The sequence below is a fragment of the Bacillus sp. LQ16 genome (assembly GCF_057784645.1).
On the sequence record NZ_CM173491.1, the window covers coordinates 3,037,439 to 3,048,825 of the forward strand.

Here is an 11,387-nt window from a genome sequence, read left to right on the forward strand (position 1 = left end):
TTTATGTTGTGAACTCTAAGTATGAAACTCTATTGTTCCAATGCATTCATTTTCTCCTTTTGGAACAATCCCCCCTCTAATACCTTTTTCATCATAAAATAATTACTGAACATTACTCATATTCAATTGTAATAACAAAAATAGGTGACTATCAATATTGTTCTATCTATAGGATGTATAGGTAAAACCAATCTATTTTATAGTGAAAACAACTATAGTTACGACCTATACAAATTATAGATAATTTAGAATTGATTAATGAATCAGTTTTCAAATACTATAAATTTGTATAGCACTTCATGTTCTGTGAATGCTGCTATGACCAATATTATTGGTCAGCTTAGTTATAAACGAAGAAACTTATGATAGTATTTGACTATTTAAACTTTCTTCGATTACTTAATTTTTAGGAGGAATACATAATGACTGATCTCTATTCTCGTATTAACAAAGATGATGCTGTCGTTCTTTTAGTAGATCATCAAACTGGTCTTATGTCCGGACTAGTACGTGACTATGGTGTTGATGAATTCAAGAACAATGTTTTAGCTCTTGCTCATACTGCTAAGTTTTTTGATTTACCAGTTATTTTAACAACAAGTTTTGAAAACGGACCTAACGGACCTTTAATGCAAGAATTGGTTGATCTCTTTCCTCATGCACCAAAAATAGCTCGACCTGGACAAATTAACGCATGGGATAATGATGATTTTGTAAAAGCAATCGAAGAAACTGGAAAAAAGCAACTTATCATCGCCGGCGTAGTTACGGACGTTTGTGTTGCTTTCCCTGCACTTTCCGCTATAAAAGCTGGATATGAAGTATTTGCTGTTACTGATGCTTCAGGAACTTTCAGTAAACAAGTTGCAGATGCTGCAAATACTCGTATGGCACATAGTGGTGTGCAACTTATGAACTGGTTTAGCGTAGCTTGCGAATTACAACGCGATTGGCGCAACGATGTCGAAGGTTTTGGCAATTTGCTTGCTAGCAATCTTCCAGGCTATCAAAATATAATTGGAAGCTATATGGGCGCGCAGCGAGATCTTAGTAAACAAAATGCATAAATGTATCTCAAGGAAATAGCTTTAAATCACCTTTTTTAAAGTAGATAGTATAGCAGAGCTTTAATTGACAGAAGATACATTACTTTCAATAAACAATTGAAAAAGGAGCGTTTTATTATGAGTAATTTAGAATTGTTAAATCCGGAGAACAGTGCATTAATTTTAATTGATTTTCAACCTCAAATGACTTTTGGAGTTGCAAGTATTGATAGACAAACATTGATTAATAACGTTATGCTGCTTGCTAAATCAGCAAAAACTTTTAACGTACCTACTATTCTTACTACAGTTGAAACACGCAGCTTTTCTGGTTATTTTTGGCCACAAATTCTTGATATATTCCCAAACCATGAAATTATAGAACGTAGTTCAATGAACTCTTGGGAAGATCCGAAATTTGTTGAGGCAGTTAAAGCAACCGGTAGAAAGAAATTAATATTTGCAGCACTTTGGACTGAAGTTTGCCTTGCATTCCCTGTGCTTGAAGCAATTAAAGCTGGCTATGAGGTATATGCAGTTGATGATGCTTCAGGTGGTACTAGTTTGACAGCACATAACGCTGCTATGCGTCGTGTAGAACAAGCTGGTGCAATTCCAGTGACAGCAATTCAAGTTTTACTTGAATACCAACGTGACTGGGCACACAAAGACACTTATGATGCTGTAATGGAGATTGTAAAGGAACACACTGGTGCTTATGGTCAAGGTGTAGAATACGCATATACTATGGTGCATGGCGCGCTTCCAAGCAGGAAAATATGAAACAAGAAGAAGTAGCTGTCGAAGAGACTTATACAGGGAACACGATGGATGCTGGCAATCCAGTAACAACGATTGTTACATGGGAAATTCAAGAAGGTAGAGAAAAACAGTTTGAAACATGGAGACATGAAATTGAGGCTGCGGCTACTAAATTCCCAGGACATTTAGGTGTAAATCTAATAGTCCCAAGTAACGAATCCAGAGAGTATACTGTTATTTTTCGCTTTGATACGTATGAGCATCTACGTGCTTGGCAAGAATCAGATGTTCGCCGGGATTTGTTAAAAACGGCCGAGCAATTTCAAGCCACTAATCCAACTTACAAAACTGAAAGCAGTTTGGCTTATTGGTTTGTTACTCCGAAAACGCCAGTTCCACCTCCAAAATGGAAAATGTCTATCGTTACCCTTCTGGGTGTATGGCCTCTTAGCATGTTAGTTCCTAAAGTGATAGGACCTATTATAAAACATATGAATCCTATTATGTCAGCTTTTTTTGTTTCTGTATGTATAGTGTCCTTGCTATCATGGGTAGTCATGCCGATTTTCGGTAAATTATTTCATCCATGGTTACAAAATAATAGAAAGTAGACGAGGTGTGAATATGAATTTACCGGATATGATCTTATATAACGGAAAAATTACTACCCTTGACCCTTCTCAGCCTGAGGTATCTGCTATCGCCATAACTGATGGTTTAGTCACTGCAGTAGGTGGAGATGAGATTCTTAATAGTGCCACGGAAAAAACAAAAAAAATAGACCTAAAAAGAAAGAGAGCTATTCCAGGCCTGAATGACTCTCATATACACGTTATTCGTGGTGGTCTGCATTATAATATGGAATTACGTTGGGAAGGCGTGCCATCACTTTTTATTGCTCTAGAAATGCTCAAAGAACAGGCAAGGCGTACACCTGCTCCTCAGTGGGTAAGAGTAGTTGGAGGTTGGTCTGAATTTCAATTTAAAGAGAGACGGATGCCAACATTAGAAGAGATTAATGCTGTTTCTGAAGACACGCCTGTCTTTGTGCTACATCTTTACGATAGAGCACTTGTAAATCGTGCAGGGCTACGTGCACTGGGATACACGAAAGATACCCCAGACCCTCCAGGCTGTTTAATTCAGCGGGATAAAAGAGGTAATCCAACGGGCCTTTTAATTGCTAACCCTAACGCTTCTATTCTTTATTCAAGTTTGGGTAAAGCTCCAGTACTTAATCTTGACGACCAGATTAACTCAACTCGCCATTTTATGCGTGAATTAAATAGATTAGGTATTACAAGCGCCATCGACGCAGGTGGTGGTTTCCAAAATTACCCTGATGACTACAAAGTTGTTGAACATTTAGCCGAGAAGGAACAATTAACTTTGCGTATTGCTTATAATCTATTTACGCAAAATCCTAATCATGAATATGAAGACTTTGCTTCATGGGCAAAAATTGTTTCTCCTGGTCAAGGAAATGATAAGTATAAAATGAATGGTGCCGGAGAAATGTTAGTATTCTCGGCAGCCGATTTTGAAAAATTTCAAATGCCACGGCCCGAACTAGCTACAGTAATGGAAGCCGACTTAAAGAAAGTAATTTCTCTATTGGTGGAAAACCGTTGGCCATTCCGTTTACATGCAACTTATGACGAGTCAATCACACGTTTCTTAAATGTATTTGAGGAAGTTAACAGAGAAATTCCTTTTAATGGGCTACGCTGGTGGTTTGATCATGCAGAAACAATCTCAGATCGTAGTATGGAACGTGTTAAGGCTTTAAATGGCGGTATTGCCATCCAAGACCGCATGGCTTTTCAAGGTGAATACTTTGTTGACTTATACGGAAAGGAAGCTGCAAAGCATACTCCTCCGATTTATCGTATGTTAGATCTTGGTATACCTGTTGGCGCCGGTAGTGATGCAACAAGGGTTTCCAGCTATAACCCTTGGGTCGCTCTTTACTGGATGGTTGCCGGAAAAACCATTGGTGGGCTTTCCATATACGATGAAAAAAATAAACTTGATAGAAAAGTAGCCCTGGAATTATATTCAAAAGGAAGTGCGTGGTTCTCTGGTGATGAAGGTAAAAAGGGAACCCTGGCAGTAGGTCAGTTTGCTGATATTGCTGTATTATCTGCTGACTACTTTACTGTGCCAGAAGAAGAAATCAAAGACCTTGAATCATTACTCACCATTATGGGTGGGCAGGTTGTTTATGGAAATGATGAATTTAAAAACTTATCACCTGAATTGCCGCCAGCATCACCTGATTGGTCACCGACGGGCGTTTATGGTTATGGTGGTGCTAACCTAGCCAACACTATACTTTCTCACGATTCCCATGATAACAAGTTACATAGTTGTAGTAACCCTCTCCATCAACACACTCATACCGTAATAGGAAAAGATGGAACTAAATGGGGGATTGGTTGTACTTGCTTTGCTTTCTAAATCAAAACCACCGGTATAATGCCGGTGGTTTTCTTTCTACAATAAGGATATGTAGATTCAAAATAGCAGTGTATATCCCTACATGGAATCTGTTACTATGCGATAAGACCAAAGAATTGATTGATTAACTTAACTTGTTTTTGATAGCCTTCTCTCCTTGCAAACTCTGTCTTTTTTCCTTAATTAAAAGTCAATGGTATCCCCCTTTTTGATCGACTACACCACACATATAACCCCACTGTCCTTTGACTTTAATATAGATTTTAATTTTTTCAATTGTTACACTAGAATCATTATTATTTCTATTACACTGATACTTTTTGAGAATCATTTAACTTCTGCATAAAGATGCGTGCTGCAAAACTTAAAAATTTATCATCAAAGTGTATAAGATTAATATCTTGACTTGGTGTTGGATCAGTAATACGAACTATGCTCAAAGTATCATTATTAACAAAGTTAACCAGTGAAAGAGGTATTATGGCAACCCCATGTCCATTGTATACAAGGCTCAATAGAGAAATAGAAGATTTTGTTTCTATATTTGCTTCAGATAAAGATAACCCTAAACTCTCACAATATATCTTAATAGATTCACGACAACTACATGAAACCATTACTCTACTGAGCCCCACTAATTCTCGAAAAGAAACAAATGATTTATCATTCAAAGGATGATTTTTTGGAATTACAAGGACGAGCTCTTCACTATACAAAAGGGTGTTTGTTAATGTGTCTGGAATTTGAGCACTACGTGTAATCCCGAAATCAATATTTTTGTCAACGATTTGATTTACAGCAACTTCGGATTCTATAATCTTTACTACAATGTTGGGATAATGTTGTTGAAACTTCATAATATAAGGTGTTAAATAAGTGAGATCCTCTAATAGACCTCCTATAGTAATCACACCTCTTTTTACACCCTTTAATTCAAAAATTTCATTATAAACGTCATCAAATTGTTGCATGATAAATTTTCCTTTATCAAATAGCAGCTTACCCGCTTCTGTCATTTTGATACCTCTTCCAACTCGATGAAACAAGGGTGTATCAAGTTCACCTTCTAAAACTCGTATTTGTTGACTTAAAGTCGGCTGTGAAATACCTAGAACTTCCGCAGCTTTAGTGAAACTATTATTATTACAAACTTGAATAAAATACTCTAAATGACGTAATTCCATTCTTGATACCCACTCTCCGCTTTATGAAAGATTTATAATTTAAAGGACGATATGTATACGTTAACATAACAACTTTATTTCATATTATACCGATTGAAATTATACGCTTTATTCATTTTGTATTATAATAAATTTACTACCATTTATTAATTTTTCCTCCTATTTATTTAAATTATATTTAATTAGGACATTACTAATTCGAGATATATTTCTAAAGATTTATAGTTCTAGTGCATAATACCCTAATTTTTTCAACTTTTCGATTATCATTTTTTTCTCAATATAGTCCAAACCACCAAATATTTGCTGAATCGCCTCTTTATGCTGAGGAAAAATAATATCCATTAGTTCAATACCTTCTGAAGTAATTGACGCATACGTGACACGGCGGTCTTTAGGACATGGTTTTCGTATTAAGAACCTCTTCTTTTCCAACTTATCCACTACATACGTGATACTACTACTTGCAAGTAATATTTTGTCTCCAATTTTTTGTATAGGCTGATCGCCTTTACTATACAGTAGCTCAAGCACTGCAAATTCAGTTGGATTAAGTCCATAACTTTTTATATCCTCTTCAATACGCTTAGTAATTGACTGTATTGCCCTAGATAATATAACAAATAACTTTAAAGATAAGCTCTCATCGTTAATCACGCTCATAATTACCAATCCTTTACAAGTTATCTTGAATTCGAGATTCATTATATTATCGTCAAAATATTATGTCAATCATTCATTTTAGCTTTATCAATCCATTTATAATTTATTTCTCAACATATGACATATGGAATTAGAAGAAAACAATTGTTAATATATAAGTATCTCAATTACGTTATTTCTTTTAAAGAGAGCTTGTTTTTAATCGCAAGTTCTCTTTTGCCATATTCTAAATTGAATTCGGACGAATTTCAGATGATGAGTCTGCCCCCCAAGTATATGATATAGTTTTTTAACAAAGATTAGAGCCCTCCTACAAGAAGGAGGGCTCTAATCTTTCATATAAATATTCACCATTTTTATCATTGCGAGGACATCAAAACTTTAACTTGATGGGGATATGGTGCTATCTCAATTAATAAATATTACAAACCATATATCTATCATATTTTTTATAAACAGGATTAATTAGATTTAAAAAAAGATTTCTTTTTCTTTACTCGTAATAAGTCACCTGTCCATCCTTTGAATCGCATATACATATACATACCCGCTGTTGTGAAAATAATAAATAAGAGAGCGATTAAATAGCTATATTTCCATTCTAGTTCAGGCATGTATTTAAAATTCATACCCCATAATGCTCCTAAGGCTGTCAAAGGCGTACTCACAGCAGTTAATACAGTAAGAGCTTTCATAATTTCATTCCCACGATGAGAAGAAACAACTTCTTGTAAATGAATCATCGTGTCTAATTCTTCTTGGTACTCTTTAACAAGTTGTAATCCACGCTCTAATTTTACGTGTGTTTGTTTATAACAAAGGGTGTTTGTTAGTTTTTCTAACCAAGCTTCTTTTAGGCCTTGTAACACTTCTTGTATTAAGCGAAACACATGTGTGTTCATAAATAATTCATGACGAATATGATAAATCCTTTCTAAAACTGCTATGTTATTATGATGATAAAAATCCCATAATACATTTCTGAAATTGTTTTCAAAGTAGTCAACCTTTCGCAAATAGTGAGATATAAACATTGATAAGATAGCACATAATCCTTCAGCGGAACTATTACAATTTTTTATACCTATAGGGAAATTATGTAGTAATTTTTGTAAATCCTCTTCCTCTTTTTCCTGGACCGTTATCAGTATTCCATGCGCTACGAAATAATGAAGAAACTTTTGGATTTTGGCGTCCTTTTTATCTTGATCATATAAAAACGAACCATATACACAAGTTTGACTTGGTGAAAACGTATAAACATATAATCCATTTTCACAAGGAGAACTTATTTTTTTTACAAATTGAGAGAAATAAGATGTTACATCAGGAGGGATTATAGAAGAAAGTTTTTCAAGTTCACTAGTTTTCACATGATACCAATTCCATTTCGGCATTTTTATGCATTCCATCTTATTCTTCCTTTCTGAATAGTTTGATGTTTGATCGAATAATATCCGTAATATGAAATTTATATGTAGGTATTCATGTCTTGGAGGAAAAATTTTTAGATCTTCTAAATTACAAACTAAATGGCATAGGAGGTCTTCTTCTATTACAAGGAAGACCCCCTATATATTAGTTATTTGGATTCTAAATTTTAAACATTTCCTCTATACAAGCACTTGTCATCTTTTCTTATTTATATGTGGAAAAGAAGCTACATAATTTGGCACGTCTATTCAACGAACTCCATTTCAGTCGTTATTATAATTTGGATTCATATGCAGAGTGATTGGTGATGTCGTCAAATACTTGACTCCCAATAATGTAGTATCCATGAAGTGCAGCCTCTTTCGAAGCGTCTACAATACGGAAAGAAGAAATTTCACCTTGCATTTTTTCAATTCGTTTTTTGTGGAGATCTACTATTCCTCCTGTCCAAATAATAGTATCATACTGCTCTAACGTAAATTGTTCTTGTAATACACGTATGACGTCTTGGAAGTGTGCATCCAACTCTTTTTGAATCAAAGTATGAACCTGACTTGTCTCATGATTTTCTTCTCGACATTCATATCCTTTTTCTAATATGTTTGGCATGTCGTTAATATGCAATTGATTACTTTCACCCTCATAATTCTGCACGATATTCTTAATATTTTTCAAAGGCTTGCTACATCCTAGTTCCGTCTCATAATGATTTAAAATGAGATTCTGTTTCATATCTGTCATTTCTAATGTACGAAATCCACCATCAATAATTAAGATGCGATCTCGTTCCTGAATGATTCCCTCTTTTAAGAAATAGGCATGTAAAGCGACCGGTTGCTGAAGAATCAAAGCATTTTCCACCGTAATATGAATAAATTTCCCATCAATTTGCACGGAAGTTTCTTTTTTTAGTGCACGTTGTAATTGCTCATGCTGACTACCAAAACAAGTGATGGGAAGCCCGGTAACAACTAGAGATAACACGACATTTTCTTTATAATCCTTTGCAATGCAACCAAATATTTGTTGTTTAAATCGTTCGCTTTCATAATAATTTTCTATTTCATCGTCAAATGGAGGAAGAAATGAAGCGTCAGATTGATGTGCTTCATTTCCCATGTAGTATGCAAAGTCTAAGTCTATAAAACTTACCTTTGTTAAATCTTCACTTTCAGCATGATTAGGTACAGGGGCTAGTGTGGAAGCTTCACTCTTGATTGTCATCTCAGAATCTACAGCCTGTCGATATGCCCTTTTGGTAAAGCCAATTCCTACATCAATTGCATACAGAGATTTCATACTTTTTTCCTCACTTTCTATTTTTAGAGTTAAATCTAGGCACTCTCTTCTTTCCCTTCTTTCACATATTTCTTTTCATTTTTCGTTTTTTCCCCGTCTAAGTTCTTACTATTTTCATTTATTTCGTAATCCTTTTCACCTGTTTTCTTTTTATTATTTTCGTTTTCTGTTAAGTCTTTAATGGTAGAAATGACAACTGGTGTGGCTGTAAGCAGTTGTGGTAATGTTTGTTTTGCAACATTAGCTGCAGTTACAGAAAATTGTTTACTTGTCTCAGTTACCTTCTCCAATGTTTCCTTTATGTTTCCTTCTTGTAGTTTTTCTTTTACGCTTTTTCCTTTTGTTTGTATAGCTTTCCGATTTTCTTTTTTTAATAGGGAGACTATGACTCCGGTCGTAATTCCAATCACAGCATATTTAAATATTGTATGTTTCATTTTTCTCATCCTTTTCTATTTTTATTTTCTTCAATGCTACAACCTAAAATAATTACCTTACCTATTTATCAGATGTTGCAATCTATTACAGAGAATGATAGTTTTGCGGCTGCCTAACATTCGCCATTGGTACTTCAGCTGTTACTAGGAGTAAAATCTTCCCTTGATCTAGTTTTTCTTCATATAAGTTAGCTTCCTCCTTCGACAACCCCATTTCTTCCATTTGATTTCGAAGTTCGTCCCCTTTTTTGGAGAAAAAGTTGATAATACTTGTTCCCAATCCTTGTTCTTTTACTCCAATCGTATTTGTGTCTGTATCATCCGCAATCCTTTTTGTTATATGTTTTTCATGTGCTAAAACATAAATATCATCGTGGCGAACCCCTTGCAATTCTAGCTCTTTTACTTTCATAACTACTTCCTGTTCATTTTGATATTCATAAACTACCGTTTTTCTTTCATTCGTATGCATGGTATCTTTCCTCCTTTAGATTTTTTATTTTTTATTTAGTTGTTATGTAATATGTAATACACCTATTTTAAAGATGTTAAACCTAAATTTTCAAAAAATTTCACACAATAGGTTATTCATGTTTTTAATATCAAAGAAATGTCACAAGAACTTTGCTTTGATAAAAGCGCTACAAATAACGATTTGTTTGGAAGGCAAGCCCATTGTTTTATAGAAATCATAGAAAAATAAAAAAGCACTCCTTTTCAAAGAGTGCTTTTAAAAAACATATAACCTAATAAAAATATTTCTATTTTGATTACGGAAAGAAAGTCTTTATTAAAACATATGGTTGCTAATTTAATTACGATTTGCCTTGCCCCCAAGTAACAATATCATTTAAAACATACTCAGGGATATTAGTAGGACTATAATATTCATCTGGCTTACTTATTCCCCCATCCCCCTCTGTAAAGAAATGATTTAACTTTGGATATAGTCGATAATCTACATTATCTCGTTCTTTTAATTGTTCTTTCCAAAGAGGAATTTCAATTTTTGATTGAATTTGATAGTCTCGTTCTCCTTGAATAATAAAAAGCGGTGTCTTTTGTTCTTTTGACATTTCCACTGCTTTAATTTTATGGATAGAACCCTTACTTCACAGGATTTTTTTGCTGTTTTCACTATATCCTTACTATACAAATGAAAATATACAAACTTTGCATAAAAAAATGATTTTATAGTATCTTTTTAATATCCATGTCCGCCTTGCCAACCACCATGTCCGCCCGGCCAACCACCATGTCCACCTTGCCAGCCACCATGTCCGCCTTGCCAGCCACCATGTCCGCCTTGCCAACCACCGTGTCCGCCTTGCCAACCACCGTGTCCACCTTGCCAACCACCGTGTCCACCTTGCCAACCACCGTGTCCGCCCGGCCAACCACCGTGTCCACCTTGCCAACCACCGTGTCCACCTTGCCAACCGCCTTGCCAACCACCGTGTCCACCCGGCCAACCACCGTGTCCGCCTTGCCACCAGCCTGCATAGCCTTGTCTCTGTGAGTTCATTCCTTCGCATCCCTTCTTATTAAAAATTCAAATACTGTAACTGGGTATTCTCTAAATATAATTATGTATCCCAAAAATAAATGTATCCGCAAACATCCCGATTATTGGTAAAGTAATTATCTAATGAAAAAAACATTTATTATTGCAAATCTAAGCTCTATTATTTTTTGCTTTTCCAAAATTTTTTCGCTATTTTATTAGCATAATACTTTTTAGATTCAATTTCATCATAGTTACTTAGTATTAGAACAGACCACTCATTACTTGTGATCCTTTTTCAACATTACATCAGAATCCATAGTTGGGCTTTAGTTATACAAAGAAAACGATACTTCACTATTGAAGTATCGCAAAAAAACTATTTACTTACATTATTATGACTATAACCCTATCCGGTATTAGTTACTCACCTAAAATTGCAAATGGGCTAAATGATTCATAATGAATCAATTCCTTTTCTATACTGTGTTCTTTTAATACTGGAGCCGTTGACTGCACAATTTGTATTGTTTTCTCGTCAATCATAAATGGTACATCCCTTCGTATACAATGTCTTTATAAAACATTAGCATTATTT

General features: G+C 34.8%; 12 protein-coding genes and 2 pseudogenes. 5 read left to right on the forward strand and 9 right to left on the reverse strand.

The genetic code is table 11. The features are described 5' to 3' along the window. Positions 1 to 422: 422 nt before the first annotated feature. The 4 genes from ycaC (at position 423) to AC3EMB_RS15290 (ending at position 4,268) form a co-directional block, all read left to right on the forward strand. Entirely contained in the window at positions 423 to 1,067 is a 645-nt protein-coding gene (gene ycaC / locus AC3EMB_RS15275; RefSeq protein ID WP_000131213.1) for an isochorismate family cysteine hydrolase YcaC, read from the forward strand. Between the two features lie 117 nt (positions 1,068 to 1,184). Continuing rightward, entirely contained in the window at positions 1,185 to 1,829 is a 645-nt protein-coding gene (locus AC3EMB_RS15280; RefSeq protein WP_000067162.1) for a hydrolase, read from the forward strand. Further along, positions 1,826 to 2,419 (forward strand): antibiotic biosynthesis monooxygenase, encoded by a 594-nt coding sequence (locus AC3EMB_RS15285; RefSeq protein ID WP_454431448.1) that lies wholly within the window; start codon positions 1,826 to 1,828, stop codon positions 2,417 to 2,419. Before AC3EMB_RS15280 ends, AC3EMB_RS15285 begins: the two co-directional genes overlap by 4 nt. A 13-nt stretch (positions 2,420 to 2,432) precedes the next feature. After that, positions 2,433 to 4,268, forward strand: coding sequence for an amidohydrolase (locus tag AC3EMB_RS15290; RefSeq protein ID WP_023522384.1), 1,836 nt, complete (start codon positions 2,433 to 2,435; stop codon positions 4,266 to 4,268). A 305-nt stretch (positions 4,269 to 4,573) separates the two neighbouring features. On the opposite strand, the gene AC3EMB_RS15295 is transcribed toward AC3EMB_RS15290, so the two are convergent. The 6 genes from AC3EMB_RS15295 to AC3EMB_RS15320 all read right to left on the reverse strand — a co-directional run bounded on the left by AC3EMB_RS15295 (position 4,574) and on the right by AC3EMB_RS15320 (position 9,757). Further along, complete coding sequence (locus AC3EMB_RS15295; RefSeq protein WP_000423186.1) at positions 4,574 to 5,452, reverse strand: LysR family transcriptional regulator; 879 nt, start codon at positions 5,450 to 5,452, stop codon at positions 4,574 to 4,576. 219 nt (positions 5,453 to 5,671) lie between these two features. After that, positions 5,672 to 6,115 (reverse strand): MarR family winged helix-turn-helix transcriptional regulator, encoded by a 444-nt coding sequence (locus tag AC3EMB_RS15300; RefSeq protein ID WP_016122794.1) that lies wholly within the window; start codon positions 6,113 to 6,115, stop codon positions 5,672 to 5,674. Positions 6,116 to 6,576: 461 nt separating this feature from the next. Further along, the gene (locus AC3EMB_RS15305) at positions 6,577 to 7,527 is read right to left on the reverse strand and encodes a magnesium transporter CorA family protein (RefSeq protein WP_340783383.1); all 951 of its coding nucleotides are present in this window, start codon (positions 7,525 to 7,527) and stop codon (positions 6,577 to 6,579) included. 295 nt (positions 7,528 to 7,822) lie between these two features. Continuing rightward, entirely contained in the window at positions 7,823 to 8,848 is a 1,026-nt protein-coding gene (locus AC3EMB_RS15310; protein ID WP_488517110.1) for a ParM/StbA family protein, read from the reverse strand. Positions 8,849 to 8,883: 35 nt separating this feature from the next. Continuing rightward, positions 8,884 to 9,285 carry a hypothetical protein gene (locus tag AC3EMB_RS15315; RefSeq protein WP_000683216.1) on the reverse strand — a complete coding sequence of 134 codons (402 nt, stop codon included), beginning with the start codon at positions 9,283 to 9,285 and terminating at the stop codon, positions 8,884 to 8,886. An 85-nt stretch (positions 9,286 to 9,370) separates the two neighbouring features. Continuing rightward, positions 9,371 to 9,757: a YflT domain-containing protein gene (locus AC3EMB_RS15320; protein WP_340783379.1), complete on the reverse strand. Its 387-nt coding sequence runs from the start codon at positions 9,755 to 9,757 to the stop codon at positions 9,371 to 9,373. A gap of 138 nt (positions 9,758 to 9,895) precedes the next feature. Between AC3EMB_RS15320 and AC3EMB_RS15325 the strand changes: the two are divergent. Beyond that, positions 9,896 to 9,973, forward strand: a pseudogene (locus tag AC3EMB_RS15325) (acyl dehydratase); the annotation flags it as partial. Positions 9,974 to 10,100: 127 nt separating this feature from the next. Here the strand turns inward: AC3EMB_RS15325 and AC3EMB_RS15330 are convergent. The 3 genes and pseudogenes from AC3EMB_RS15330 to AC3EMB_RS15340 all read right to left on the reverse strand — a co-directional run. Next, a pseudogene (locus AC3EMB_RS15330) lies at positions 10,101 to 10,388 on the reverse strand (alpha/beta hydrolase); the annotation flags it as partial. Positions 10,389 to 10,489: 101 nt separating this feature from the next. Further along, positions 10,490 to 10,810 (reverse strand): hypothetical protein, encoded by a 321-nt coding sequence (locus AC3EMB_RS15335; protein ID WP_089171378.1) that lies wholly within the window; start codon positions 10,808 to 10,810, stop codon positions 10,490 to 10,492. Between the two features lie 402 nt (positions 10,811 to 11,212). After that, positions 11,213 to 11,335 (reverse strand): flavoprotein, encoded by a 123-nt coding sequence (locus tag AC3EMB_RS15340; protein WP_000564622.1) that lies wholly within the window; start codon positions 11,333 to 11,335, stop codon positions 11,213 to 11,215. Positions 11,336 to 11,387: the final 52 nt, after the last annotated feature.

Excerpts from the sequence above, each read along its gene's own strand:
- ycaC (WP_000131213.1), top strand. The coding sequence starts at position 423 with ATGACTGATCTCTATTCTCGTATTAACAAAGATGATGCTGTCGTTCTT.
- AC3EMB_RS15285 (WP_454431448.1), top strand. The coding sequence starts at position 1,826 with ATGAAACAAGAAGAAGTAGCTGTCGAAGAGACTTATACAGGGAACACG.
- AC3EMB_RS15300 (WP_016122794.1), bottom strand. The coding sequence starts at position 6,115 with ATGAGCGTGATTAACGATGAGAGCTTATCTTTAAAGTTATTTGTTATA.
- AC3EMB_RS15280 (WP_000067162.1), top strand. The coding sequence starts at position 1,185 with ATGAGTAATTTAGAATTGTTAAATCCGGAGAACAGTGCATTAATTTTA.
- AC3EMB_RS15310 (WP_488517110.1), bottom strand. The coding sequence starts at position 8,848 with ATGAAATCTCTGTATGCAATTGATGTAGGAATTGGCTTTACCAAAAGG.
- AC3EMB_RS15340 (WP_000564622.1), bottom strand. The coding sequence starts at position 11,335 with ATGATTGACGAGAAAACAATACAAATTGTGCAGTCAACGGCTCCAGTA.
- AC3EMB_RS15335 (WP_089171378.1), bottom strand. The coding sequence starts at position 10,810 with ATGAACTCACAGAGACAAGGCTATGCAGGCTGGTGGCAAGGCGGACAC.
- AC3EMB_RS15305 (WP_340783383.1), bottom strand. The coding sequence starts at position 7,527 with ATGGAATGCATAAAAATGCCGAAATGGAATTGGTATCATGTGAAAACT.
- AC3EMB_RS15295 (WP_000423186.1), bottom strand. The coding sequence starts at position 5,452 with ATGGAATTACGTCATTTAGAGTATTTTATTCAAGTTTGTAATAATAAT.
- AC3EMB_RS15290 (WP_023522384.1), top strand. The coding sequence starts at position 2,433 with ATGAATTTACCGGATATGATCTTATATAACGGAAAAATTACTACCCTT.
- AC3EMB_RS15315 (WP_000683216.1), bottom strand. The coding sequence starts at position 9,285 with ATGAAACATACAATATTTAAATATGCTGTGATTGGAATTACGACCGGA.
- AC3EMB_RS15320 (WP_340783379.1), bottom strand. The coding sequence starts at position 9,757 with ATGCATACGAATGAAAGAAAAACGGTAGTTTATGAATATCAAAATGAA.